Here is a 25534-nt window from a genome sequence, read left to right on the forward strand (position 1 = left end):
ATTTGTGTTACAATAACGGAGCAATCAGGCGGGCCATCGAGCCAATCAGCTTTTGAGCAATAGGCCGGTCTTCCCATTCGGTAAGCGATAACCGATAGGAGTCTTCTAAATCCTTCTCAAAGTCGGCTTTTATTTTTCCAGCTACTTCTTCGTCTATAATGATGGCGTTGACTTCGGCATTGGAGTCGAAACTGCGGTAATCCATGTTGGCGGTTCCAACGGAGGCCACTTCTCCATCGACGATAATGGTCTTGGCATGAAGCATACCTTTCTGGTACAGATGGATTTCTACATCGCTTTCAATAAGCTCGCCCAGGTAGGTGTAACTTGCCGCCGAAACAATAAATGAATCACTTTCCTGAGGTAGCATAAGTACAACCCGTATTCCCGATTTGGCAGTTGTTTTCAGCGCGGTAATAATGCTTTCATTCGGAATGAAATATGGCGTCGCAATGAATAATTCTTTCTGCGCAAGCGAGATGAGCTGGAAGTAAGTCTCCATGATGTTTGGACTATCCGAATCCGGTTCGCTGCCCACAATCAGGGTTGGAGACGTGCCTTCGTTATTTTCGGGTGGGAAGTATGGAGGACCGATATTCAGCGCAATGTTGCGAACAAAGTACCAGTCAAGGAAGAATAGAAGCTGCAGAGAGTAGCAGGCATCGCCTTCAATCATGCAATGAACATCACGCCACATCTTTGGGCGTTTCGGCCATTTTCGCTTACCATTTACATAATTGTCTGCGAGGTTGATGCCACCGGTGAAGGCGGTTTTCCCATCGATGACGACAATTTTCCGGTGAGTACGGAAATTTAGTCGGTTGGCAAAGCGCGGAAACAGTACCGAGTTGTATTCGCCGGTTTGAACGCCCGCTTTTGCAAGGCGTCTGAGGGTTTTGTTTTTTAGCTTCCGGCTGCCGTAACCATCGTAAATCAAACGGACTTCCACCCCTTCGCGGGCTTTCTGTTCCAGAATCTCGCAAACGCGATTAAATATTTTTCCCTCGGTAATGATATAGTATTCAATGTGAATATGGTGCTTTGCCGTCTGCAACTTTTCAAACAGCACAGGATATTTTTCTTCGCCGTTATTCAGAATGGTGATGGTATTCTGTAAGAAGAGCGGAGCAAAACTGTTTCGCCATGATAGGAAAGGAATCCGCCACTTGTCCTGGAGCAATTCAACCAGGTCGGATTTGCTTTTCGACAGGAAATCGGCGTAATATCGACTCCATGCCTGCAACAGTTTTTGGTCGGCAATTGCTTTGCGCGAAAAGAGTTTTCTTTTTCGTGTATCGACACCGAAAAACAGATAAATGATAATGCCTAAAACGGGTAGCAAAACCAGCACAAGTAAGTACGACTGAGTCTTCAGCGGATGCTTATTTCTCAGCAGAATCGAAAAGAAAAAGACGATAACGATTAAATAGTACAGAATCGTTAGATATGGTAATACTCCCGTCATTCACGTGTTTGATGTTGGTCGTCTCCATAAAGATAACAGGAATTGGTTCAGGATAGGTTCGTTTCTGTTAAAGAAATCGATGTAAAAAATGACCTGTGGATAAAAATGTGTTCTCGGAAATGAAAATGCCGCATCGAATGACACGGCATGAACCATAGGGTATTTGATTATCTTTTATTTAACCAGATTTGAAATGGTCTTAAACTCGGGAGCTTTAGCGGTAGTTGTCAGCTCGAACAAGATGGATTCGTACGAAGTCATCATAATGCCCTCGTGGCGGAAGCGTTCCATAGCCAGTTGTTTGTTAGCTTCGGTACGCGAATCAGTGCAATCCATCACCACAATAGGGTGGTAACCCGAATGTTTCAGGTCGATAGCGGTTTGGAGAACGCAAACATGCGATTCGATTCCGGCAATGATGACATTTTCAAAATTTTTCTGTTCCAGGAAAAGCTGGTATTCAGGTACACGATAGCTGCTGAAATCCGACTTTTCGAAGTACGAAAAACCGGGAACCAGACTGGAAATCTCATCCAGCGTTTTTCCCAGGCCACGGGTGTATTGCTGCGTAAAAACAGTGGAAATTCCCAGAACCTGCAAGCCTTTTACCAGTATCTGAGCATTTTTAAGTAAGGTCTCCTTGTTGCTCATTGCGGGGAACAAACGTTCCTGAATGTCAATGATTAATCCGGTTGTGTTTTCTCTTGTGATACGCATGATTCTTTTGGTTTATGATTTTTCTTTTGCCAGCCGTTCCATTCCTTTGGCCAGCCGGCGCGATTTGTGCCCCAGATAACCACCGTGATGACGCTTGGCATATTCTTCGCTCGAAAACTCGATTCGGCGCATCATCAGGTTGACCAATATGTCTCCAATAACAGTCATAACAGTTGTAGATGTCGATGGAGTCAAGCCCAGCGGACAGAGTTCTTTGGGATTCCCGGTAGGAAGAACCACATCAGCTGTCAAAGCCAGGTGACTCTCTTCGTTACTTGTTATTACGATGAGCGGAAGATTGGGATACAAATTTTCTGCTAAATCAATCAACTCCAGTATTTCACGGGTTTTTCCAGAGTTGGAAATGAGCAGCAATACATCGTTCGGTTGCAATACTCCCAAGTCTCCGTGCTGAGCTTCACTTGGATGAAGGAAGATGGCCGGAGTTCCGGTTGAGCTAAAGGTGGTGGCGATGTTCAGCGCAATTTGCCCGGCTTTACCCATACCGCTGGTCACCAACTTGCCATGCTGCTGATGAATTCTTTCGTAAAGAATTTCAACAGCAGCTTCGTATCCTTCGTTGACCGGAATTGTTGAAATAGCGTCGGCTTCGCGCTGTAAAAGACCGTTAATTAGTTCGTTCATTTTCGATTAATTGAATACCTTCGGGGAAATTATTTGCCTGTTCCGGACAATGAGTAGAAAGCTTATTGCTGTCGTTTTATTTCCCCCTCAAAACAAAGCCGCAAAACTACATTTATTTTTATTTCATAACAATGATTCCTCTCGAAACCTGAAAACGAGCGTATTTCCGCTTGTTTACGGACCCGGATGAAGAGGCCTTACGACATGTTTGATGAAATTCGGTGTTTTCTCATCCGGGTTTGATTGATGAAAAGGTGATTTACCGGGATGAGAATGATAATAATGGCAATGACAATCCACTGCGATGGAATCGGGTTGGTTCCGTTTTCGATAACCAGCACATCATTGGTTAACCTGGAAACGATGCTTACGCCCCAATGTACACCAATCGAATACCATAGATTTCCAGTTATCACGAGCGGCGAAACCAGCATGATACCCAGCAGGAAAAGATAGATGAGCGTTGTGAGGCCGCTTTCGAAGTGGTATATCTGGTTGCCTGTACTGACAATGGCCGAGAAGATGATGAAGGTTTCGGGTGATGTACGTCGGTGCAAAAACCGATACAAATAGCCCATCGACAGAATATCTGAAGCAATTACAGGAGGAATCGTCACTAAAGCAAAAAGCAAGGCTTGTTTCCAGAACACTTTTGGCTCGGGCAGATGGTTAATCCGGACGATATTGTATTGAACTGAAAGGAGCAATGCCGCTGAAAAAAAAGAGCAGGCCGAATACTAATCCGGCCAGTAAGTGGCTGCGACTTTTCAACAGGTTGGTCAAGCCATAGGCTTTTAGTCCGCTGAAGCCCTGCCAACGGGCAACCAGCCAGGCTACAACCAGAAAAACAACCAGTAGCAACAAAAAGAGTTCGGTCCTGCGAAGGTAATGCAAGACTGCCACGGGAACCTGATAGGCTACGAAAAGAATACCAAATCCAAGGAGGACCTTAAATACTGAAGGACCGGATTTTTTCATTCAGCTAAAATGGAAACACATGCTTTTTAAATTTAGCATATTCCTTTGGAGTTCAGATCTCAAACCTGAACTTTATTTATTGTGACTGAATGAAAATGGTGGCCAAAAAGTGTTTTTCCGGTTACGGTTTCCAGTTGAGCTCGCTGAATTTTTTCCTTCCCCTGGCGTAGTAATTCCAGACCAGACTTCCGCGATAGATCTGCGGGTGTTTTTGGGTGACGGCCTGACTGAGCAATTGCTTCCGTTGTTTCCTGAGATGGGAAAGGTGACGGTAAAATGCGATATGTGCCATGAATACCTTCCGGAAAGCTGCCACCTGACCGGTGACTAAAAACTGAACTGCAGCGACTCCGTCTAGCAACATCCGGCTGACTAGTACCGGAGCTAATAAAACTGGTGGTAAGTTTTTGTACAGAAGAAACAGGTTGTTACGGAAGTTGAGGTAAATTTTTCGTGGATTTCCGTACGAAAGACTTCCGCCGCCCACATGGTGTACGGTTGATTGATGGTTATAGAATATTTTATAGCCGCGGTTTTTCATGCGCCAGCACAGGTCAATCTCTTCCATGTGCGCCCAGAAATGTGCATCCAGTCCTTCCAGTTCTTTCCAAACGGATGAGCGAACCATCAGGCAGGCGCCGGTTCCCCAGAAAATTTCTCCACTTTCGTTGTACTGTCCTTCATCTTTTTCGACCACATCGAGCAGGCGACCGCGGCAAAACGGGTAACCAAACCGGTCGATAAAACCACCGGCAGCTCCGGCGTATTCGAAATATTCCGGCTTTTCTGTTTGCAGAATTTTTGGTTGACAAGCGCCAATCGACGAATCGGCATCCATCATTTCGATGAGCGGCTCAAGCCAGTTTTCGGTTACTTCGACATCTGAATTCAGCAGCAGATAATATTCCGCTTCAATTTGCTTGAGAGCCTGGTTGTAACCTTCTGCAAATCCATAGTTCTCGTCCAGTTGCAAATAACGAACAGATGGAAACTCTTGCTCTACGACTTCGCGACTGTTGTCGGTGGAACCGTTGTCGGCAACCACCACTTCCACTTCGGGTAAGTTGCTGTATTTTACCAATAGCGGCAGGTATTGGCGCAAAAAATCCTGTCCGTTCCAATTCAATATGACAACTGATACTTTCATTTGCCAGTGCTCTCCGTATTTTCAGGTTCGCGTTTGTGTTTCCAGCGACGATGCGACCACAGCCAGTAGGCTGGTTCGTCTCTTATGATTTGCTCCAGGAAACGGGTATGTTTTTCTGTAATCTCGTATTGCGCCGTCTCGTTGGGTTTATCGGTAATTAAATGAAAAGTCAGGTTATAATGACCGCGTTTTTGCTTTTGCATGTGCGCTCCCAGCACCACGGCATCCAGCTTCTTGGCAATCTTTTCGGTCCCCAGCAAAATAGGTGTTTCCTGGTTGAGAAAAGTGGTCCAGTACTGGATTTCGTTTTTCTTCGGCGTTTGGTCATTCAAAAAGCCTGAAATGGTGGGGGTGTCTTTAGAACTGTCGGCAACCAGCTGCCTGAAGGTTTTATTCTTGTCTAACGGAATAGCACCGAACCTACTTCTCAGCTTGTGGTAAAACCGATCGATGCTTTTGTTGTGCAACGGTTTGTACACCACGTAAAACTTAGCCAACGATTGCAATCCCCAGCTGCACATCCATTCCCAGTTGTTGTGATGACCTAGTGAAACCAGTACGTGGCGTCCATCTTTCAAATATTGGTTGGGAAGTTCAGGATTGAGAAATTTCATCCTTCTCTGGATACGATGAACGGAGATGAAAGTAAAATATAAAGTCTCAATAAAGCTGTCGCAGAAGTGGCGGTAAAATTCCCTCTCGATTTTGTGACGTTCTTCAATGGTCTTCTCTGGAAAAGCATTTACCAGGTTGGTTTGTACTACTTTTCTGCGGTAGCCAAAAACATGAAAAACAAGGATGAAAAGGAAATCGGAAAAAGCATACTGAACTCGAAGCGGCAAAAAATGAGTCAGCCAGGTAAAACTTCTTAGCAGGTAATACAAAAAATAAGTCATAGAGAAATAAACATTCGGTTAAGATTGTCGGAATAGCTGCAACAGAATGGCAACCAACGTTTCTTTGTTTTTGCTGTCGATAAATGTTTCCAGCGCCTTGTCGCGTTCTTTGGCGTTCATTTCCAGAATCTTCTCCAACTCTTTTTGTTCTCGGCCAGTCAGTTCGTTGCTAAATGCGTTCAGCAACGGTTCATGTGTTTCACTGGTTTTCTCCGGTAACCCGAAGATTTCCAGTTCGTGAATGGCTGCATTCAATATCTCGTGAGCCTGAACGCGAATTGGGTCAGTTAATTTGATACCGCCGGATGTGTCCCGCAGGTTCCAGCTGGAATAATCGTACTTGAGGTTGTTAATAAGCCGGGCATGCTCGCTGCCTTCGCCGAAAATACGGGAGATGTAAATCAGCGTATGTGCTTTCCAGGCTTCGAGATCGAAACGCTTCTCTTCGAGGCGGGCAATCTGTTCTTTTAGAATGTCTATTTCTCTCATGGTCAATATTCAGTTGCCGAGATGTTGATGTACAATGTCGTAAAATTCCTCGAAATATGCACCGTTTGCCGCTACGATTTCTCCACCGAACAGGAAATTGTCGCCGCCGTTGAAGTCGGTTACCCGTCCGCCTGCTTGCTTTATGATTAACACACCGGCCGCCACATCCCAGGCATGAAGAGCATGTTCCCAAAAGGCTTCGAAACGGCCGGCTGCCACGTAGGCCAGATCGGTGGCCGCCGAACCTAACCGGCGCAGGCCATGCGAATGTCGCATGAAGTGGCTCATGGCATCGATATATCCATCGAGCCGATCGAAATTGTAGTAAGGAAAGCCGGTGGCAATGAGCGAATCCTGCGTGGTGGCCGCATCGCTAACGCGAATAACGTTACCGTTGAGGTAGGCTGCACTGTCTTTCCAGGCATAAAAACATTCGTCCTGCGTAATCTCGTACACTACCCCCACGACGAGTTCGTTGCCTTGCAGCAGGGCGACGCTTACCGCGAACGGAGGAATACCGTGAATGAAATTGGTGGTCCCGTCGAGCGGATCGATGATCCATTTAAACTCTTCTCCGTCGTTGCCTGCCGTATTCTCTTCGGTGATAAATCCGGCTTCCGGTAAAAGCTGGTGTAGTTTTTCTACCAGTTGTTTTTCGGCGCCTTTATCGACGTATGAAACAAAATCCGATTTTCCTTTCTTTTCAACAGCGTCGAGCCGAAACTTCTGGCGCTCGCCGGCAATGAATTGACCGGCATCTTTTACAATCCCGATAACTTCGGTACAGAGTTTTTCCAGGTTCATCACAAAAAAATTTCTTCAAAAGTAACGATTAATCGCCTTGGTTGTCATTTTCCTTACCAGGATGAAAAATCTGTTGTTTTCATAAAAATAAAATATCCCGCCGGAAACTCCTGACGGGATGTATGTTGATATGTTTTTCAGTTTTGCTTAATCAACCAGTACGGCCATGTTGCCGGTTGGATTGATGCCTGACAGTTTCACTTCCCTGATTTGATTGACCAGATCATCGTGGAAGTCGGTTTCTACCTTGATGTAGTTTTCGGTCCATCCGGTAATTCGTGTCTTCGAGCGACTTTTCTCGAACAGCACCCGGTGGTTTTGTCCATCGTGTTTCCGGTAGAAGTCTTTCAGTTTTTTGTCCGACAGTTCTTTCAATCTTTCCACTCTTCGTTTGCGTTCCGACATCGGGACCACGCCTTCAATCTTCAGGGCACTGGTTTTCGAACGTTCGGAATAAGGGAACACGTGCAATTGCGAAATATCCAGACTTTCGATGAACCGGTACGACTCTTCAAACAGTTCATCCGATTCGCCGTTCATGCCGGCAATTACGTCAACCCCGATGAAAGCATGGGGCAGCAATTCCTTGATCTTCTCCACGCGGTGGGCAAACAGTTCGCGGTTGTACTTACGTCCCATGAGTTCCAGCACTTCGTTGGTGCCGGCCTGCAACGGTATATGAAAATGCGGAGCAATCCGCTTCGAGCGGGCCACAAATTCGATAATATCGTCGTTCAGCAAATTCGGCTCAATGGACGAAATGCGGATGCGGTCGACACTCTCGACTTCATCCAACGCCTGAACCAAATCGAAAAATGTATCGCCGGTGCTTTGACCAAAATCGCCAATATTCACTCCTGTGAGAATAATCTCGCGGATTCCCTGTTCGCCGGCCCGTGTTGCTTCTTCCACCAGGCTGGCAATGCTTGGATTCCTACTTTTCCCGCGCGCCATGGGGATGGTACAGTAGGAGCAAAAATAATTACAACCGTCCTGTACCTTCAGGAAACTGCGGGTGCGATCGCCATATGAATACGCATGGTCGAACTTGTTGATGCGGGTGAAGGAGCAGTTGTGCACCTCGCCTCCCTTGTGTTTCTCAAGTCCATCGAGGTATTTGGTGATGTTGAATTTGTCGTTGGCTCCCAACACCAGGTCAACCCCTTCGATCGATGCCACTTCGTCGGGCTTTAGCTGGGCATAACATCCCACCACTACAATAAATGCAGCGGGGTTCTGCCTAACAGCCTGACGAATGATGGCGCGGCTTTTCTTATCGGCGGTATCGGTTACCGAGCAGGTGTTGATAACGTAAACATCGGCCTTGTCCCTGAAACCGGTCCGGTTGAAGCCCATCTCCTGGAAAGAGCGGGCAATGGTGGACGTTTCCGAGAAGTTCAGTTTACATCCCAGTGTGGTAAAAGCTACTTTTTTTCCGTTGTAATTCATTCCTCTCTCGCTTCAAATCTGCCCGGAGACAGTCAACGTTTTCTCATACTTTATACCTGAAAAACAGTGAAAAGGTTTTCAGGATAAAATCGTCTTTTATTGACGGCGCAAAACTACAAAAATAATTTTGAAGGAGGTGGAATGGGGTGGGGTTCATTTATTTCAATGGCGATAAAATATCAGAAGGAGGGAGTTTTTGCATAATTTCAACGACAATAATTCGTCAGGAGCGGGCTGATTGAAAATTTCAACGACGAGAAATCACGAAAAGTGGACCAGTTGAAAATTTCAACAGCAAGAATCAGTCAAGAATTTCCGAATTAAAAATTTCAGCAGCCTGAAATATTCAGAAATGGACCAATTGAAAATTTCAGCAACCTGAATTTGTCAAAAGTAGATGAATTGAAAATTTCAACGCCAAGAAATCACGACAAATGGACCGATTGAAAATTTCAGCAGCAAGAATCAGTCAAGAATTTCCGAATTGAAAATTTTAACAACCTGAAATGACCAGGAAATAAGCTTCTTCCCGAATAAGCTTTCATAGAAATGCAAAGACCAGAGTTGATGCTCTGGTCTTTGCTAGTCAAATTATAGGTAAAAGGAGTTCGAAGAAATCAAAGTAAATCGCTGGCCAACTCGGCAAGGTAGCTGCGTTCGCCTTTCACCAGGTTGATGTGTGCAAACAGGTCCTGGCCTTTCATCTTGTCGGTGAGGAAAGCCAGCCCGTTCGACTGCATGTCGAGGTAAGGCGAGTCGATTTGCATGATGTCGCCGGTGAACACCATCTTGGTTCCTTCGCCGGCACGGGTGATGATCGTCTTCACTTCATGCGGCGTAAGGTTCTGCGCTTCATCGATGATGAAGAAGCAGTTGGAGAGACTCCGTCCCCTGATGAAGGCAAGTGCCGAAATCACCAAACGTTCATCCTTCTGCAGCTCTTCAATGAGCTGAACCTCTGTGCTGCGTGGGTTAAAGCTTTTCTTAATCACCGCCAGATTATCGAAAAGTGGTTGCATGTAAGGCGAGACCTTTTCTTCGGCGTCTCCCGGAAGGAAACCCAAATCGCGGTTACTTAGCGCTACAATGGGACGTGCCAGCAGTGTTGTGTCATACACTTTGTGCTGTGCGATGGCAGCGGCCAGGGCCAGCAGGGTTTTTCCGGTTCCCGCTTTCCCCGTAAGGGCAATCAGTTTGATTTCCGGATTTAACAGGGCGTCCAGTGAAAAGGTTTGCTCTGCATTGCGCGGTTTAATGCCGTAAGCGGAGTGTTTGTCGACTCGTTTGATGGTTCTGGTAAATGGATCGAAATGAGCCAGGGCACTGGAACGGTTGCCTTTCAAAATCAGGTATTCGTTGGCGAAAGGTGAGTCTCCTATCCCGGCTTCTTCCAGTGTAAGCGATTTGTTGTCGTATAATTTGGCGATCAGTTCGTCGTCATATTCACTCATTTCGCGGATGCCTTCGTAAAGTACGTTGACATCGGAAATCTTATCGTTTTTGTAATCTTCCGACTCAATGTGCAGCGATTTGGCTTTCATCCGCAGATTGACATCCTTGGTCACAAAGATGGTTTTCCTTTCGGGGTATTTATCCCGGATGGCTTCGGCTATCGCCAGAATACGGTGGTCGGGAATGTCATCGCGGAAGGATTCTCTCATCTGTTTGGAAAAAGGCTTTCCGGTTTCGATAATCAGTTTGCCTTTCTTGGGGCCGAGAGATAATCCTCCATTGAATAAATCGTCGCCGACAATTTCGTCCAGGATGCGCACAAACTGACGGGCCTGGAAGTTAATCTGATCACTGCCTCGCTTGAACTTGTCCAGCTCTTCCAATACCGTGATCGGGATGACTACATCGTTGTCTTCGAAATTGTAAATACACTTGTGATCATGCAAGATGACGTTAGTGTCGAGGACGAATACTTTTGCTTGAGTCATATTCGTAGGGTTTCAAGGGTTTGCTTTTAAAGGTAGTATTTTTTGTATCCGGTGTACGGCAGGTCGGAATGATTTTACGAACTTTAACCCGTTGATAAATTCTTTTCACATTATGGACAGATTTGAAGCGACACTGAGATATTTATACGAGCAATTGCCTTTTTATCAAAGGAAAGGCCCAGCTGCGTATAAAAATAACCTGGATAATACGCTGGCGCTGGACGAACTTTACGGTCATCCGCACCGATTATTTCGAAGTGTTCATGTGGCAGGAACGAACGGAAAGGGTTCGGTTTCTCATATGCTGGCAAGTGTGCTCCAGGAAGCCGGTTACCGGGTCGGTTTATACACTTCGCCGCATCTGAAGGATTTCAGGGAACGCATTCGCGTGAATGGTGTGAAAATTCCGAAAGAGGAGGTGGTGCGCTTTGTCGACGATTTCATGGCCCGAAACCAGTTGAACAAGATGGAGCCGTCGTTTTTTGAGTTGACGGTGGCTATGGCGTTTGACTATTTTGCCCGCGAACGGATCGATATTGCAGTGGTGGAAGTTGGTTTGGGCGGTCGTCTCGATTCAACAAACATCATCACCCCGGAAGTGTCCGTTATCACGAATATCAGTCTTGACCATGTGGCATTGCTTGGAAATTCATTAACCGAAATTGCCGGTGAGAAGGCCGGTATTATGAAGAGTGGGATTCCGACAGTGGTGGGCGAGACTATGAATGAAACGGCTCCGGTTTTCACCGAAAGGGCCGAAAAGTTAGATGTTCCGCTTCAATTCGCCGATCAACTTTACCAGACAGGTTATTCGATGGCTTCGCCCGAAGGGAAGCAACTGTTCAATGTGCGCTACAATAACACTATTCGTTACGAGCAGCTTCCGCTCGATTTACTGGGGCAGTACCAGGGGCGCAACCTCTGTACTGCACTGGCAGCTGTCGACGTATTGAAAGAACGGGGCTGGAGCATTTCCGATGAAGCGCTGTACCGGGGAATGGAACAGTTGGTTAAAAACACTGGCTTGTTAGGCCGCTGGCAGATTTTGGGTGCTAATCCGCGCATTGTTTGCGATACGGGACATAACGAGGCCGGAATTCGTGAAGTGGTACACCAGATTCATCAAACGCCTTACAAAAAGCTTCATTTTGTGCTGGGAATGGTGAATGATAAGGATGTGATAAGTGTTTTGCGGCTCTTGCCGAAGGACGCCGATTACTATTTTACGAAAGCCTCTATTCCAAGAGCGATGTCGGAAAATATGCTGGAACTGAAAGCGGCTGATGCAGGACTGAAAGGACAAAAATATCCGACTGTTATTGAGGCGTTAATGGCAGCCAAAGAAAATGCCGGACCAGATGATATGATTTTCGTTGGCGGAAGTACTTTCGTGGTAGCCGAAGTGATCTGATTTATTCTTTCCGGAAGGGTATAAAAAAAGGATTCCACAAACGTGAAATCCTTTAAGTGGGAACTGCTGGATTCGAACCAGCGACCCTCTGCTTGTAAGGCAGATGCTCTGAACCAACTGAGCTAAGCTCCCGAAAGAAATAAAATCCTAATATGAACGTGTGGGAACTGCTGGATTCGAACCAGCGACCCTCTGCTTGTAAGGCAGATGCTCTGAACCAACTGAGCTAAGCTCCCGAAAAAATAAAATCCTAATATGAACGTGTGGGAACTGCTGGATTCGAACCAGCGACCCTCTGCTTGTAAGGCAGATGCTCTGAACCAACTGAGCTAAGCTCCCGCTTTCGTTAAAAGCGTTGCAAATATAGATTTTTTTTGTTTCCTGCAAAAACAGAAGACAAACTTTTTAGCCGATTTATTGCTATACCCGATTTCCGAAACGCCTTATTCTGCCTACTTTTTTCGCAAGATTCTCACAAGTAATAAATTGGAAACTACAGATGATAATTTCTTTCTAAAAATCCGAAGGTAATTCCTTGATGTGTTTTAACCTGATGTTGCGGATGAACAACTCGCCACCTTCCGATTGTAACTGGATTTTGCCTTGTACCAGGGGAAGTAATTCCTTGTTCACCCATTTACGCGAGTCGTAACTCACCATGTTCACTTTGCCGTTGATAACATGAACCGAAGTGCTGCCGAAGCAATACAGATCGATGGTGTTCCATTCGCCCAGCGGTTTTTCGTAGTCAGCACTTTTCGAACAAATTTTGGCCACTTCGTCATTGCCAAAAGCGACCCGGGCTTCTCCCGCCTGGTAGATGTATTGGTCTCCATTTTTTACTGCAGGAATTTTATTGTAGGTGTCGCCCATGCAATACAGATCGCCCAAATCGCCATGTTTCATTTGCAATTCATGTGAGTTCATCCATACATCGAGGGCTGTGCCAAACGGACCGTAACTGTGATAAAGCAATCCGGAGTTACGTTGAGAGAAAACAAGCTTTCCCCATTTAAACTCGAGATGAAGGTGATAATTTTCATATGAATTTCGGGTGGCCAGTGAGGCGTTAACCTCCCCCGATATCCTGATGGCCGGTTGCCCGTCTTCTTTTACGACCGAGAAAATCTTCATCGGGTCTTTTTTAATACCTAACGGAGTTCCTCCTTTTTCCAGGGGACCTACGTAGGTTTCCCAACCTTTCAGGTTTTTGCCATTGAACAGTGAGCGCCAGCCGGCATTCGATTGTGCTTCAGCCTGCGTGAAACACCCGGCGATTAGAACGAAAATCAGAAATATTTTTGTCATGATGATCAAGGTTAGTCTGTCTGGGAAGGTACAAAAAAAAACTGCCTCAGTTTTGAGGCAGTTAATGGATTTTTTTCTTCTTAATGTTTCTATACTTCGTGCTGATGAAGAATTTCTTCCGCTTTTTCGAGAATGGTTGTATCATCTAAAAGTACGACACCGCCATTGGGGCCTTGTTCAAGGTGAATTCCAACTGCTTTTCCTTTTTCGTAATTTGCTCCGCCGAAATAGTTCCTGACGGTCTCAACCTCAATGCCTAATTCTTCGGCAATGTGGTGGATGGCACCGTCAGGCAAACTGTCTTTAATTTTTCTCAGCTCGTTGAAGGTTATTTTCTTTGTCATAGCGGTAGGATTTTATCTTGTTAATAATAAGATTTTGGAAGTAAAATATGTATCACCTTAAAAATAAAATTAAATATTTAATAACCCAATGGTAACGTCAAAACCTATTCTACTTTTAAGTGAAATTTACATTTATTAACAAAGAAAAATCGTGTCCTTCCATAAGCAAATTGCAGAAAATCAGAATGGTGGGTTTTGCACAGGTGGATAGCCACCCTCTTCTTCCTGCGAATGTTTTAAAACATGTTTCTCTTCGTTGTATTCGTTTTTTAATCCTCGCTTAAGCGCATCATAGACAGCCTGATGAAGACGTGGGCGTAAGTTCAGCTCGTAGAGCTTCCGGTCGTTACGTGTCGGGTAAACCCGGTTGGAAAAGAACATGAATAGAAGACCATTTTCCGGGTCGGCCCATGCAAATGTTCCGGTAAAGCCGCTATGTCCAAAACTTGCCGCACTAGATGACGGCGCCGGGTAAGCTTCGTCAATCGTTTTTTCGCTGTTGTCAATCAGCGGTTTGTCAAATCCAAGGCCTCGCCGGTTGTCGTTGTCGGGAAACTGGCAACGGGTCCATTCCTTCATCGTTGCTTCGCTGATATAACGCTTCCCGCCGTATTCGCCATAGTTCAGGTACAACTGAATGATTTTGGCCGCATCGTTGATGTCGCCAAAAAGCCCTGCATTACCCGATACGCCGCCCATCATGGCTGCACCTTCGTCGTGTACAAATCCTTGAATCTGACGGTGCCGGAAGAACGTGTCGTCTTCGGTTGGTATCATCCGGTTGATGGGGTATTTCAGGTATGGATTGTACGTAACCGTTGAGGCACCCAGCGGTCCGTAGAAGTTTTCATGTATGTACTTCTGGTAATTTTCTCCGGTCAGATTCGAGATGATTTTCGGGTAGAGATAAAAGGTCAAGCCGGAGTATACATACGCCTTCTTAGGTAATAGTGGCGATTTATCGATATCGGAATAAATGGTGTCGATAAAGCTGTGATTCAGGTACATGTTGTCGCTTATGCGAAGCGAGTATTTCCGCGTGGGACGATGCCGGATGTAGCCGTGTTTGAAGCGGCCATTGGGCTTAACAATACTTCTCCAGTAAGGAATCCACGCTTCCAGTTGTCCTTGGTGAGCCAGAATATCTCGTATTCCGATATTGGCTTTGTTGGTATTATTCCACTCAGGCCAGTATTTCGAGAATTTATCGTCGACATTGAATTTTCCTTCGTCAGCCAGTTTCATCAGTGCCGGTAAAGGGCCTGTTATTTTGGTCAAAGAAGCAAAATCGTATATGTCGGTCGGTTTTACCGGAACCTGATTTTTGTATGTTCTGTAACCGTAGCATTTATGGAAGAAAACTTTTCCGTTTTTCGCCAGTAAAATCTGACAGCCGGGATATGCTTTCTGCGTAAGCCCGATGTTCACCAGCGAATCAATTCGCTGGTCGAGGTAATGCGAATCGATGCCAACTGCTTCGGGAATAGTATAAGAGAAACGCCCAAGTGCTTTGGTCTGAATCCCGGTTCCTACCGGGAAAAACTTGTTCAGCGTAACCGGCAGTTTTCCTTTGGCAGGAATTCCTCCGAAAATCAGTTGAGCGGCCAGACTCTCTGCATCATCTGTTTCCTGGTAAGCCATGATGACGGAACGGGCGTCGTTGAGGTCTCGGAATGCGTTGGCAGCGTATGCATTCCCAAACAATACCACGACAGAATTGTCCATTTTGCTGATGATGTTCGTCACATCGAGCTGAACCTGGGTGAGATGGAAGTTGTTTTCCGGAGTCATCCAGAAATTATTGACTGCCGCAATCACCAGGTTGTAGTTTTTTAGCTGAGGCAAGAGTTTTTGAAGTGATTTCAGCGGGGCATTTTTGTCGATGTGAAAATTGTCGACCTGAAGGTATTGCCCCACCGCTTTTTGAAAAGCCGTGCCGTAATCGCGGCCGATGCTCACAGTTGCAATATGCAATGTGTCGAGGTTCTGAAGCGGAAGGAGATTGCCTTTGTTTTGTAATAGCGTGAGGCTTTCTTTGGTCAGTTCACGTGACGTCAGTCGGTAAAGCGGATTTGTTAAATCCTCATATAAACTGTCCGTTTGTACGGGGTGCCAGTTGTTCAGTCCGGTCCAGCGTTTCACCATCAATACCTTCCGGCACTTTTGGTCAATTTCTTCTTTGGTGAGTATCCCTTTTCTCACTGCCTTTTTAATGGCTTTTATGGCAGCTTTCGGATCGGTGACAAATTCCAGCACATCATTGCCCGCAGCCAAAGCCATCACATCCGCAGTTCCGGGAGGACCTTTTACGCTGGCGCCTTTCATGTTCATCGCATCGGTCACGGTGAGGCCCTGAAATTCCAGTTCGTCGTGAAGCAGCTTGCCGGTGATAGGATTCGAAAGTGACGCCGGAGTTCCTGTTGAATCCAATGCCGGCACATCAAGGTGTCCTACCATGATGCCGCCAACACCTGCATAAATCAGCCGGTGAAAAGGCATTATTTCCAATGTGTCAAGACGTTCTTTGCCGAAAGGAATAACCGGAAGTGTTTTGTGTGAATCTTTTTCGGTATCTCCATGACCTGGAAAATGTTTGGCGGTCGGAAGAATGTTTTCCTCTTGCATGCCCAGCGCATACATCATCGCTTTGCGGGTGACGTTCTCCACGTTCTGTCCGTACGAACGGTAACCAATGATGGGATTTTCCGGATTGTTGTTCACGTCGGCTACGGGGGCAAAGTTCACCTGCATGCCCATTTGTTTACATTGCTGACCAATGTCTTTTCCCATTTGATAAACCAATGAATCATCCTGAACGGCTCCAACGGCCATCGCTACCGGGTAGCTAATGCAACTGTCGAGCCGCATTCCCAGCCCGTTTTCAGCGTCGATGCCGATTAATAAGGGAACCTTTGATGCCTGTTGGTATTTATTTGTTAGTTCTGCCTGTCGAATGGGCCCTCCCTGGAAAAAGACCAGCCCTCCAATTTTATTCTCGGCAATTTGTTGCAAAATCTCCTGGGTGTGTGCCTCATCTTTGTTCGAATAGGCCGCAACAGTTATCAGCTGACCAATCTTCTCTTCGAAGCTGAGAGAGTTGAAGACCGAGTCGACCCACGCATCGTTTTCGTATGCGTAGAATGGCGGTCGGACTGGATTGGCGGCTTGATTCATAACAGGATGGATGAGGATAATAATGAGGGTGATTAATCCAAGCAGGTTTCTTTGGCACTTCATGATGTCATCAGTTGTTGTAATGGACAATTTCGATTTTCGTAAAATTAGTAAATGGATTGTACTGTATCAGCTTATCCGGTATCAGAAATAGTTATTTTTACTTCAAGGTTCATGTTAAATTTGTATTTTAGTCGGAAGTAATATGTATGACAAATTTAAAATCTTAATCGATTAATCCTAACAATTTTCTGAATCAATCATAAAAACTGGGACTGTGAAAAATCATATCGTGCTCTTCTTTGTCGTTTTTCTTTTATTCTCTTGCGGAAATGCGAAAGAAAAACCTATCCTGCCGGGTGCTGAACAACCTGGAAAATATCTGCCTCTGCTGAAAGGTAAGAATGTGGCGCTGGTCGTAAATCAGACTTCCATCGTTGATGGTCAGCATTTGGTCGATTTCCTGCTTGAAAAACATATTCCGGTGAAAGAGGTTTTTGCTCCGGAGCATGGCTTTAGGGGAAAGGCCGATGCTGGAGAGGAATTGGAGAATACGATTGATAAACAAACCGGTTTGCCGGTCATATCAATATACGGAAAAACGAAAAAGCCGAGCCAGGAGCAGCTAAAAGGAATCGATTGGGTGGTCTTCGATATACAGGATGTAGGTTGCCGTTTTTACACCTTTATTAGCACGATGCATTATGTAATGGAGGCTTGCGCCGAAAACGGGGTGAAGATGATGATTCTCGATCGTCCGAATCCTAACGGTGATTATGTCGCAGGACCCATTTTGAAACCGGAGTTTCGCTCGTTTGTAGGAATGGATCCAATTCCGGTCGTTCATGGATGTACAATTGGTGAATTGGCGCGGATGATTAATGGTGAAGGTTGGCTGACGAACCACGAAAAAGTGGATTTGACGGTGATTCCCGTGAAAAACTATAATCATCAAGACCGGTATTCTTTACCTGTAAAACCATCGCCCAACCTGCCAAACGACTTGTCTATCCGTTTGTACCCGTCGCTTTGTTTCTTCGAGTCTACCAGCGTGAGTGTCGGGCGTGGAACGCATTTTCCCTTTCAGGTACTGGGTTATCCCGACCCGAAATTTGGCTCCTTTTCTTTTACGCCCGAAAGCATTGTTGGAATGGCCAAATCGCCGCTGCATATGGATGAGAAATGTTATGGCGAGGATTTTAGAGGGACGAAAAACGTTCCTCGCTTTACGCTGAAATATTTCCTGGATTGGTATCACCGTTTTCCCAACGAAAAAGATTTCCTGACCCGTGAGCGTTGGTTTAATTTGCTGATGGGAACCGACACGGTGATCAAGCAAATTCGCGAAGGAAAGACCGAGCAGGAGATTCGTGCCTCATGGCAGCCTGAGCTAAATAACTATCGACAGATTCGCAAAAAATATCTTCTTTATCCCGATAACGACCAAAACTAAATTATGAATCCATTTATTGTGCTGGCCGTCATCGGCGGTTATTTTCTCCTACTGATACTTATTTCGCGGCTTACGGCGAAAGGGGCGAACTCTGATACTTTTTTTACGGCTAACCGGAAATCTCCCTGGTATGTGGTGGCATTCGGGATGATTGGAGCCACGCTTTCGGGGGTTACTTTTATTTCCGTACCCGGAGAAGTCGGGAATTCGGCCTTTTCCTATTTCCAATTTGTTCTTGGGAATTTGGTGGGATACTGGATTGTTGCCGGAGTGCTTTTGCCCATGTATTATCGTATGAACCTGGTTTCGATCTACGGTTACCTTGAAGAGCGGTTCGGACCGTCAGCCTATAAAACCGGTTCCTTCTTTTTCCTTCTTTCCCGGACTATCGGAGCGGCATTTCGTCTTTACCTGGTGGCGGGCGTTTTGCAGCTTGCCTTTTTCGATGCGTTCGGAGTCCCCTTCTGGATTACGGTGATGATAAGTATTTTGCTGATTTGGGTGTACACCTATCGCGGAGGCATTAAAACGATTGTTTGGACGGATACGCTGCAGACTACTTTCCTGATTTCAGCGGTAGTTCTGACAATCCACTATATTCTGAACCACTTTGGCTGGTCGATTGGAGAAGCTTTTCAACATATTACCGATCATCCCGATTCCAAAATCTTTCATTGGGGATGGCGATCAGGCAACAATTTCTTTAAACAGTTTTTTGCCGGCATGTTTGTCACGGTAGTGATGGTTGGTCTTGATCAGGATATGATGCAGAAAAATCTGACCTGCCGGAATGTCGGGGAAGCCCGGAAAAATATGATTTGGTTTAGTGCCAGCTTTGTCATCGCTGTTGCGCTGTTTCTGGGATTGGGTGTGTTACTCTACATTTTTGCTGCGAAGACAGGAACGCCTGTTCCTGCGAGAACTGATGATTTGTATCCGTTGCTGGCTTTGACAAAAATGAATTTGTCCATCGGCATTGCTTTTCTGTTGGGGATTACGGCGGCGGCTTATTCAAGTGCCGACTCAGCCCTGGCATCATTAACCACGGCATTCTGTGTCGACTTCCTGAAATTCCAAAAACGAACGGATGCGAAGAAAGAGAAGGAGCGGAAATTGGTGCATATGGGGTTTTCGGTGATTCTGTTTTTTGTTATCGTCATTTTCCGGGTTATCAACGATGAAAGTGTGGTTGTGGCGCTCTTCAAGGTGGCTGGATATACTTACGGTCCGCTGCTTGGATTGTTTGCTTTCGGTATGCTTACAAAGTACAAGGTAAACGACCGCGCCGTTCCCTACTTAGCCGTAGTAGCTCCGCTTATTAGTTGGGCGATTGATACATGGTCGGAACAACTTCTTTTTGGTTACCGGTTCGGATTTGAGATTTTGATACTAAACGGTGGACTAATGTTTTTGGGGCTTCTCCTTTTTCGTAAAAAATATTTCGAAAGTTAAAAAATGTTAAAGGAAATTAATAATTATTACTATATTTGAATGGGGAAGGTCGCTCCTTCCTGACCATGATATTGAGAGCGCTTAATAAAAACTATGAGGGGATTTTTTAAAATACTGATTGTGATGTTGTTGGTATACCTTTTTGCTTCCTGTGAAAAGGAAAATATCAATTCATCGAACGATGCCCTTCTGCGTTTTTCTACTGACACAGTTGCCTTCGATACCATTTTTACCTCCATTGGGTCGCCTACCCACAACGTCCGTGTCGTTAACCCGACGAACAGTACCCTCATCATCTCCTCAATTAAGTTGGCAGGCGGCAATAAAAGTGGTTTCCGTTTGAATGTGAATGGAGAGGTGGCCAATGATGTTTACGATGTGGAAATCCCTCCCAATGACAGCATCTTTATCTTCGTGGAAGTAACGCTCGGCGAGAACGGGGGAAATATTCCCATGGTCGCCGAAGATTCAATTGTTTTTAGTGTAAACGGCGTCGTACAGGATGTAAACTTAATTGCCTGGGGACAGGATTTTAAGCGAATCAATTCCAAAGTAATTGGAACGAATACCTGGACAAATGAGAAGCCGTACCTCGTTTACAATTATGCCTATGTCGATTCCGGTGCCGTTTTAACGATTGAGCCGGGAACTGTTATTTATTTTCATGATGGTGCCGGTTTTTATGTGAAAGGGACACTTGATGTTCAGGGAACGGAAAGCGAGCCGGTCGTCTTTCAGGGCGATCGACTTGAATCGATGTATAGTGATTTGCCCGACCAGTGGAACGGTATCATTCTCTTTTCCGGAAGTCACAACAATCGGTTTGAGCATGCCGTAATTAAAAATGCGAACATTGGACTTCAGGTGGGAACCATCGAACACGAAGGATTCGCATCAGTTGAACTTGCCGATACCCGGATTGAAAACATGAGCTGGGCCGGAATATGGGCTATGAAGTCGAAAATTCTTGCCAGTAACTGTGTAATTTCCAATGTACGTTACTATAATACGGCGTTATTGCTGGGCGGTGATTATCAGTTTTATCACTCCACTTTTGCCAATTATTACAATGCACTTTCAACAGGTATCCGAAATACGGAAACACTGATTGTTTCGAATTACCTTGTCGACAGCAAAACCGATATGCGTTATGTGGGCGATATGACTGAGGCTACATTTGGGAACTGTATTGTAACGGGTAACCGCTCAAATGAAGTTTTGGTACGGATGGACAAGAAGGGGGAGAGCAACTACTTGTTTGATAATTGTATGCTGCAACTTGGTGATACAATTGATATTGACAATAACCCGCATTACCTGGGCATTCTTCGTAATGTCGATCCTCGTTTTATCGATCCGTATAAGGGCAATTTCCAGCTTGACACACTTTCCGCAGTGAAGGATGTCGGAAAGCTGAGCTATGCTAAGATGTTTCCTAATGATTTCCTGGGGGAAAGCCGTTTAGACGACGCCGGGCCTGATTTAGGTGCCTATGAGCGGATTGAAAAGGATCCGGAAAAAACGGCTGAATCGAAATAATTGCATATGTCATTGCCGCTACTGGCTATTTTATTCATGGTTAATCTTCTCTCTCCGGAATCTCAATCCAAATCGAAAAATGATTTCACCATTGTTTTCTACAATGTGGAGAACCTGTTTGATGTAAAGAATAATCCGGAAACGAAGGATGATGATTTCACTCCTGCCGGACAGAACCACTGGAGTTATCACCGTTTGGACGCCAAAATACAACACATCTACAAAGCTTTGATTGCTGCCGGGAAAGGAGAATTCCCGGATGTGATCGGATTGGCTGAAATTGAAAATAGGTGGGTGGTTCGGCGACTAATCGATAGTACACCTCTAAGTCGCGTTCCCTACGGTATTATTCACAAGGACTCGCCTGATCCCCGCGGCATTGACGTGGCGCTGCTCTATAGGAAAGACCGGGTAAAACCGGTCGATTTTGATTTTTTACGTGTGGTGAAAGAAGGAAAGCGGCAGTTCGAGTCGCGTGATATTCTTTACTTTTCAGGAAGCTTAAATGGCGACACGGCTCATTTCTTCGTTAATCACTGGCCCAGCAGGTACGGAGGCTACATGGCTACAAAGAAGAAGCGTAACTTCGCAGCCCGCATTTTGCGACAACGTATTGATTCAATTCTGGCGGATGAACCGGCTGCACATATTTTAATGATGGGCGACTTCAACGCGACCATGAATGAAGGTTGTTTACGGGATGTTTTGCACGCGGCTCAGTATAGCACTGTCGGGGGATATGATTCGTTGATAAATCTTACTGGTATATGGAGAGATGAAGCGACCGGAACGTTATGGAATAGGGGAGAATGGGCAGTCTTCGACCAGTTTATTTGTACGCCTTCGTTACTCAACGGAGCCCGGCTCAAACTCGATATTTCACGCACCTACATTTGCCGCGAAGCTTTTTTGCTGGAGGCAGATGAAAAATACCTGGGTAGTAAACCAAACCGAACTTACCTCGGTCCTGCTTATCACGGAGGTTTTAGCGATCATCTTCCGATTGTTACAGTGCTCGGCTCTGAATAGCTTATTTGACCGGCTTTAATCCCATTTCTTTGGCCTTTTCAATCATGAACTGAAAAGCTTCCTCGTAATTGTTGTGAATAATTCCGTCCAGGATGGCTTCTTTAATAGCGGCTTTCAGTTCGCCTACTTCCCGGCTAGGGCTTAGGCCGAAAGTATCCATAATGACTTCCCCCGAAACCGGAGGCTGGAAATTACGAATGGCATCACGCTCTTCCAGATCCCGCAATTTTTGTCGAACGATCCGGAAGTTGTGCATGTACCGCTTAACCTTGTCAGCATTTTTCGAGGTAATATCAGCTTCACACAGAGTCATCAGGTCTTCAATATCGTCGCCGGCATCGAATAGCAGGCGGCGGACAGCCGAGTCGGTTACCTCTTCTTCAGACAGAACAATGGGACGCATGTGCAGCAAAACCATTTTTTGCACATACTTCATCTTCTCATTCAGCGGAAGCTTTAGCCTTTTGAATAACGACGGGATCATTTTCGAGCCAATGAAGTTGTGCGCATGAAATGTCCAGCCCTGACCATCGACAAAGCGTTTGGTAGCAGGCTTGGCAATGTCGTGCAGAATGGCCGACCAGCGTAACCATAAATTGTCGGTGTTGGGACAAATACGGTCGAGCACTTCAAGGGTGTGGTAGAAGTTGTCTTTGTGGCTAATACCTTTCTTTATCTCGCGGCCTTTCAGTTTGACAAATTCCGGAAAAATGATGGGTAACAAGCCGGTTTTATCCAATAATTTGAAACCGACGGATGGTTTGGCTGACAGAATGATTTTGTTCAGCTCGTCCACAATTCGCTCCATCGACACGATTTCAATCCGGTCGGCCTGCTCGGTAATCGCCTCCAGTGTTTTTTCCTCGATATGGAAACCCAACTGGGTGGCGAAACGAATAGCCCGCATCATGCGAAGCGGATCGTCGGAAAAAGTGATTCCCGGCTCCAGCGGTGTACGGATGATTTTGTTGTCGAGGTCATCCAATCCGCCAAACGGATCGAGTAGTTCTCCGAAGCGTTCCTTATTCAGCGAAAGCGCCAGCGCGTTAATGGTAAAATCGCGTCGTTTCTGGTCATCTTCCAGCGAGCCGTCTTCCACTATGGGTTTGCGGCTGTCGCTTCGGTATGACTCTTTCCGGGCACCGACAAATTCAAAATCGATATTATCGAATTTGAACATCGCCGTTCCGAAATTCTTGAAAACCGAAACATTGAGCTTGGGGTTGATCGCTTTCGCCACGTCGCGTGCCAGCGAAATACCACTGCCTACCGTGACAATATCTATATCGTAGTTTTCCCGTTTCCGGTCGAGCAACAAGTCTCTCACGAAACCTCCGATGACGTAGGTTTCCAGGTTTTGCTCGTCCGAAATTTCGGCAATGCTACTAAATACTCTGTGCGTTAGTTTTGATTTAAAATTCTGCCGATCAGGCATATGGAGCTATTTATGATTAATTGCTAATTCTCAAATTGTTGACAAAAATAGTAGTTTTCGCCGAACTTGCCTTTCTTTGTCCCGGAAGGGAACAATGACAGATATTCATTTGTTGACCTTTTGAATAACTTATCATGAAAATTGTAATCTATGCTTGAACATTTAACAAAGGACACATTCAAAGCGAAAGTATTCAACTTTGAAGAAAATCAAGAATGGAAATATGAAGGCGATACTCCCTGTATTATAGACTTTTACGCAGACTGGTGTCAGCCATGTAAGATTGTTGCGCCTATCCTGGAAGAGCTTCAGGAAGAGTATGGCGACAAACTGGTGATTTACAAAATTGACACCGAGGCCGAGCAGGAATTGGCCGGTATGTTTGGTATTCAGAGTATTCCGTCCCTACTTTTCGTCCCCGTAAACGAACAACCACAAATGGCGATGGGAGCATTGCCAAAAGATACTTTCAAACAGGCCATTTCGGATGTGTTGAAGGTGGAGAATTAATATTCCTGATATTGACAATTTTATTGAAGGCGGGTTGAATTTGATTCGGCCCGCCTATAATTTTTCTACCAACGATTCCAGTTTCATTCCTCTGGAGCCTTTTATCAGGAGGTAAAAACCCGAAGGTTTTAAATTTCCCAAATAGTTTTTGGCTTCTTCAGTTGTTCGAAAAGACTTGAAAGAGTCGGGCATTTGGCATTTGGAAAATTCCGGGCCGACCAAAAGAACAAAATCGGGTTCATTCGCGGCTATCCGGTCGACCACCTTTTGATGCTCTTCTGCCGAAGTTGTTCCCAGTTCCAGCATGTCGCCCAAAATTACTCCCTTCGGACTATTGTTAATATGCTGAAAAGTATCGAGGGCCACCTGCATGCTCGATGGGTTGGCGTTGTATGCGTCGAGTTGAAGCTTGTTGCTATTGCTTTCGATGAACTGTGAGCGATTGTTGGCCGGAACATAATTCTCCAGCGCTTCCTTAATTTTCAGCGGGTCAATTCCAAAGAAGCTACCAACAGTTGCAGCTGCCAGCGCATTCTCCAGATTGTAACCACCGATGAGCTTGGTTTTGATATAGAGCCATCCTTTCGGGAATTTTAATTTGCAAACCATAAATGGATTGGCCTCGATTAATTCGCCTTGGAAACCGTCTATGTTTTTGTCTGTAGTATACGGTAAGTTCGGTGTCTCTCCTGCCATTTCTTTTAGATGAGAATTGGCCTGATTGATGAATATCTTTCCTCCGGTTCGCTCTATGAAGCGATATAACTCAGCTTTGGTTCTTTTTACTCCTTCGAAAGAGCCGAATCCTTCAATGTGCGCTTTCCCCACGTTCGTGACCAGGCCGTAGTTGGGAAGAGCAATTTCACAAAGTGTAGCAATTTCTCCGGGATGATTGGCTCCCATTTCCACAATCCCAAGTTCTGTTTCAGGAGTCATTGATAGCAGAGTCAAAGGTACACCGATGTGGTTATTCAGGTTGCCTTGCGTGAATACGAGGTTAAATTTCTTTGAGAGCACTGCAGCGGTTAATTCCTTGGTTGTGGTTTTACCGTTCGAGCCGGTAATGGCCAAAATTGGCAGATTCAATTGCTGACGATGATAACGCGCTAACTCCTGAAGGCTCTCCAAGACATTCTCTACGTAAATGATGCGCGAATCTGTTGCGTATTTTGTTTCGTCAACGATGGCATAGGCCGCACCTTGATCAATTGCATTGGCTGCAAATTGGTTGCCATTGAAGTTGTCTCCTTTTAAAGCAAAAAAAAGGCATCCCTCTTTGATATTCCGGCTATCCGTCGAAACGCTCGGATGCGATAAAAACAGCTGATAAAGTTCTTCTGTAGTCATGG

22 protein-coding genes and 3 tRNA genes are annotated in these 25534 nt (G+C 45.5%); 6 read left to right on the top strand and 19 right to left on the bottom strand.

The features are described from left to right. Positions 1 to 7: 7 nt before the first annotated feature. From cls to GJU87_RS20840, 11 genes are all read right to left on the bottom strand, one after another. Positions 8 to 1465: a cardiolipin synthase gene (gene cls / locus GJU87_RS20790; RefSeq protein ID WP_153641221.1), complete on the bottom strand. Its 1458-nt coding sequence runs from the start codon at positions 1463 to 1465 to the stop codon at positions 8 to 10. 174 nt (positions 1466 to 1639) lie between these two features. After that, on the bottom strand, positions 1640 to 2182 hold the full coding sequence (locus GJU87_RS20795; RefSeq protein ID WP_153641222.1) for an isochorismatase family protein: 543 nt from the start codon (positions 2180 to 2182) through the stop codon (positions 1640 to 1642). A gap of 12 nt (positions 2183 to 2194) precedes the next feature. Continuing rightward, the gene (locus GJU87_RS20800; protein WP_153641223.1) at positions 2195 to 2827 is read right to left on the bottom strand and encodes an SIS domain-containing protein; all 633 of its coding nucleotides are present in this window, start codon (positions 2825 to 2827) and stop codon (positions 2195 to 2197) included. A gap of 197 nt (positions 2828 to 3024) precedes the next feature. Then, complete coding sequence (locus GJU87_RS20805) at positions 3025 to 3477, bottom strand: CPBP family intramembrane glutamic endopeptidase (protein ID WP_194831603.1); 453 nt, start codon at positions 3475 to 3477, stop codon at positions 3025 to 3027. A 19-nt stretch (positions 3478 to 3496) separates the two neighbouring features. Continuing rightward, complete coding sequence (locus GJU87_RS20810; protein ID WP_153641225.1) at positions 3497 to 3805, bottom strand: hypothetical protein; 309 nt, start codon at positions 3803 to 3805, stop codon at positions 3497 to 3499. Between the two features lie 121 nt (positions 3806 to 3926). Further along, positions 3927 to 4952 (bottom strand): glycosyltransferase family 2 protein, encoded by a 1026-nt coding sequence (locus GJU87_RS20815; protein WP_153641226.1) that lies wholly within the window; start codon positions 4950 to 4952, stop codon positions 3927 to 3929. Next, positions 4949 to 5848 (bottom strand): lysophospholipid acyltransferase family protein, encoded by a 900-nt coding sequence (locus tag GJU87_RS20820; protein ID WP_153641227.1) that lies wholly within the window; start codon positions 5846 to 5848, stop codon positions 4949 to 4951. Before GJU87_RS20820 ends, GJU87_RS20815 begins: the two co-directional genes overlap by 4 nt. Before the next feature lie 18 nt (positions 5849 to 5866). Further along, positions 5867 to 6337 (bottom strand): hypothetical protein, encoded by a 471-nt coding sequence (locus tag GJU87_RS20825; protein ID WP_153641228.1) that lies wholly within the window; start codon positions 6335 to 6337, stop codon positions 5867 to 5869. Between the two features lie 9 nt (positions 6338 to 6346). Beyond that, positions 6347 to 7141, bottom strand: a complete 795-nt coding sequence (locus tag GJU87_RS20830; RefSeq protein WP_194831604.1) for an inositol monophosphatase family protein — start codon at positions 7139 to 7141, stop codon at positions 6347 to 6349. 147 nt (positions 7142 to 7288) lie between these two features. Beyond that, on the bottom strand, positions 7289 to 8590 hold the full coding sequence (gene mtaB / locus GJU87_RS20835; protein WP_153641230.1) for a tRNA (N(6)-L-threonylcarbamoyladenosine(37)-C(2))-methylthiotransferase MtaB: 1302 nt from the start codon (positions 8588 to 8590) through the stop codon (positions 7289 to 7291). Positions 8591 to 9207: 617 nt separating this feature from the next. Next, positions 9208 to 10530, bottom strand: coding sequence for a PhoH family protein (locus GJU87_RS20840; RefSeq protein ID WP_153641231.1), 1323 nt, complete (start codon positions 10528 to 10530; stop codon positions 9208 to 9210). Between the two features lie 112 nt (positions 10531 to 10642). Between GJU87_RS20840 and GJU87_RS20845 the strand changes: the two genes are divergently transcribed. After that, entirely contained in the window at positions 10643 to 11941 is a 1299-nt protein-coding gene (locus tag GJU87_RS20845; protein ID WP_153641232.1) for a folylpolyglutamate synthase/dihydrofolate synthase family protein, read from the top strand. A gap of 57 nt (positions 11942 to 11998) precedes the next feature. On the opposite strand, the gene GJU87_RS20850 is transcribed toward GJU87_RS20845, so the two are convergent. The 6 genes from GJU87_RS20850 to GJU87_RS20875 all read right to left on the bottom strand — a co-directional run bounded on the left by GJU87_RS20850 (position 11999) and on the right by GJU87_RS20875 (position 16830). Then, positions 11999 to 12073, bottom strand: a tRNA-Val gene (locus tag GJU87_RS20850). Between the two features lie 29 nt (positions 12074 to 12102). Continuing rightward, positions 12103 to 12177: transfer RNA gene (locus GJU87_RS20855), tRNA-Val, on the bottom strand. Between the two features lie 28 nt (positions 12178 to 12205). Beyond that, a tRNA-Val gene (locus GJU87_RS20860) sits at positions 12206 to 12280 on the bottom strand. A gap of 174 nt (positions 12281 to 12454) precedes the next feature. Beyond that, positions 12455 to 13249, bottom strand: coding sequence for a DUF1080 domain-containing protein (locus GJU87_RS20865; RefSeq protein ID WP_153641233.1), 795 nt, complete (start codon positions 13247 to 13249; stop codon positions 12455 to 12457). An 89-nt stretch (positions 13250 to 13338) separates the two neighbouring features. Beyond that, on the bottom strand, positions 13339 to 13593 hold the full coding sequence (locus GJU87_RS20870; RefSeq protein ID WP_106543144.1) for a DNA-binding protein: 255 nt from the start codon (positions 13591 to 13593) through the stop codon (positions 13339 to 13341). Positions 13594 to 13773: 180 nt separating this feature from the next. After that, positions 13774 to 16830 carry a glycoside hydrolase family 3 N-terminal domain-containing protein gene (locus tag GJU87_RS20875; protein WP_153641234.1) on the bottom strand — a complete coding sequence of 1019 codons (3057 nt, stop codon included), beginning with the start codon at positions 16828 to 16830 and terminating at the stop codon, positions 13774 to 13776. Positions 16831 to 17044: 214 nt separating this feature from the next. On the opposite strand from GJU87_RS20875, the gene GJU87_RS20880 reads away from it, so the two are divergent. The 4 genes from GJU87_RS20880 to GJU87_RS20895 all read left to right on the top strand — a co-directional run bounded on the left by GJU87_RS20880 (position 17045) and on the right by GJU87_RS20895 (position 22240). Then, positions 17045 to 18220, top strand: coding sequence for an exo-beta-N-acetylmuramidase NamZ domain-containing protein (locus GJU87_RS20880; RefSeq protein ID WP_153641235.1), 1176 nt, complete (start codon positions 17045 to 17047; stop codon positions 18218 to 18220). A gap of 3 nt (positions 18221 to 18223) precedes the next feature. After that, a complete protein-coding gene (locus tag GJU87_RS20885) occupies positions 18224 to 19672 on the top strand; it encodes a sodium:solute symporter (RefSeq protein WP_153641236.1) in 1449 nt (482 codons plus the stop codon). A gap of 93 nt (positions 19673 to 19765) precedes the next feature. Further along, entirely contained in the window at positions 19766 to 21211 is a 1446-nt protein-coding gene (locus GJU87_RS20890; protein ID WP_153641237.1) for a hypothetical protein, read from the top strand. Positions 21212 to 21217: 6 nt separating this feature from the next. Next, positions 21218 to 22240, top strand: a complete 1023-nt coding sequence (locus GJU87_RS20895) for an endonuclease/exonuclease/phosphatase family protein (protein WP_153641238.1) — start codon at positions 21218 to 21220, stop codon at positions 22238 to 22240. A gap of 1 nt (position 22241) precedes the next feature. Here GJU87_RS20895 and GJU87_RS20900 read toward each other — a convergent pair whose 3' ends face one another. Next, the gene (locus tag GJU87_RS20900; RefSeq protein WP_153641239.1) at positions 22242 to 23675 is read right to left on the bottom strand and encodes a CCA tRNA nucleotidyltransferase; all 1434 of its coding nucleotides are present in this window, start codon (positions 23673 to 23675) and stop codon (positions 22242 to 22244) included. A gap of 150 nt (positions 23676 to 23825) precedes the next feature. Here GJU87_RS20900 and trxA point away from each other — a divergent pair, with 150 nt between their 5' ends. Beyond that, complete coding sequence (gene trxA, locus GJU87_RS20905) at positions 23826 to 24185, top strand: thioredoxin (protein ID WP_106543137.1); 360 nt, start codon at positions 23826 to 23828, stop codon at positions 24183 to 24185. 54 nt (positions 24186 to 24239) lie between these two features. Here the strand turns inward: trxA and murF are convergent, their stop codons facing one another. Then, positions 24240 to 25532, bottom strand: coding sequence for a UDP-N-acetylmuramoyl-tripeptide--D-alanyl-D-alanine ligase (gene murF / locus GJU87_RS20910; protein ID WP_153641240.1), 1293 nt, complete (start codon positions 25530 to 25532; stop codon positions 24240 to 24242). Between the last annotated feature and the right edge of the window lie 2 nt (positions 25533 to 25534).

It is taken from the genome of Prolixibacter sp. NT017 (genome assembly GCF_009617875.1).
Classification (GTDB): domain Bacteria; phylum Bacteroidota; class Bacteroidia; order Bacteroidales; family Prolixibacteraceae; genus Prolixibacter.

Bases quoted from the DNA above. Each gene is read 5' to 3' on its own strand.
- GJU87_RS20885 (WP_153641236.1), top strand. From the start codon at position 18,224: ATGAATCCATTTATTGTGCTGGCCGTCATCGGCGGTTATTTTCTCCTA.
- GJU87_RS20865 (WP_153641233.1), bottom strand. From the start codon at position 13,249: ATGACAAAAATATTTCTGATTTTCGTTCTAATCGCCGGGTGTTTCACG.
- GJU87_RS20825 (WP_153641228.1), bottom strand. From the start codon at position 6,337: ATGAGAGAAATAGACATTCTAAAAGAACAGATTGCCCGCCTCGAAGAG.
- GJU87_RS20875 (WP_153641234.1), bottom strand. From the start codon at position 16,830: ATGAAGTGCCAAAGAAACCTGCTTGGATTAATCACCCTCATTATTATC.
- murF (WP_153641240.1), bottom strand. From the start codon at position 25,532: ATGACTACAGAAGAACTTTATCAGCTGTTTTTATCGCATCCGAGCGTT.
- mtaB (WP_153641230.1), bottom strand. From the start codon at position 8,590: ATGAATTACAACGGAAAAAAAGTAGCTTTTACCACACTGGGATGTAAA.
- trxA (WP_106543137.1), top strand. From the start codon at position 23,826: ATGCTTGAACATTTAACAAAGGACACATTCAAAGCGAAAGTATTCAAC.
- GJU87_RS20895 (WP_153641238.1), top strand. From the start codon at position 21,218: ATGTCATTGCCGCTACTGGCTATTTTATTCATGGTTAATCTTCTCTCT.
- GJU87_RS20870 (WP_106543144.1), bottom strand. From the start codon at position 13,593: ATGACAAAGAAAATAACCTTCAACGAGCTGAGAAAAATTAAAGACAGT.
- GJU87_RS20900 (WP_153641239.1), bottom strand. From the start codon at position 23,675: ATGCCTGATCGGCAGAATTTTAAATCAAAACTAACGCACAGAGTATTT.
- GJU87_RS20830 (WP_194831604.1), bottom strand. From the start codon at position 7,141: ATGAACCTGGAAAAACTCTGTACCGAAGTTATCGGGATTGTAAAAGAT.
- GJU87_RS20795 (WP_153641222.1), bottom strand. From the start codon at position 2,182: ATGCGTATCACAAGAGAAAACACAACCGGATTAATCATTGACATTCAG.
- GJU87_RS20845 (WP_153641232.1), top strand. From the start codon at position 10,643: ATGGACAGATTTGAAGCGACACTGAGATATTTATACGAGCAATTGCCT.
- GJU87_RS20815 (WP_153641226.1), bottom strand. From the start codon at position 4,952: ATGAAAGTATCAGTTGTCATATTGAATTGGAACGGACAGGATTTTTTG.
- GJU87_RS20800 (WP_153641223.1), bottom strand. From the start codon at position 2,827: ATGAACGAACTAATTAACGGTCTTTTACAGCGCGAAGCCGACGCTATT.
- GJU87_RS20820 (WP_153641227.1), bottom strand. From the start codon at position 5,848: ATGACTTATTTTTTGTATTACCTGCTAAGAAGTTTTACCTGGCTGACT.
- GJU87_RS20890 (WP_153641237.1), top strand. From the start codon at position 19,766: ATGAGGGGATTTTTTAAAATACTGATTGTGATGTTGTTGGTATACCTT.
- GJU87_RS20810 (WP_153641225.1), bottom strand. From the start codon at position 3,805: ATGAAAAAATCCGGTCCTTCAGTATTTAAGGTCCTCCTTGGATTTGGT.
- cls (WP_153641221.1), bottom strand. From the start codon at position 1,465: ATGACGGGAGTATTACCATATCTAACGATTCTGTACTATTTAATCGTT.
- GJU87_RS20840 (WP_153641231.1), bottom strand. From the start codon at position 10,530: ATGACTCAAGCAAAAGTATTCGTCCTCGACACTAACGTCATCTTGCAT.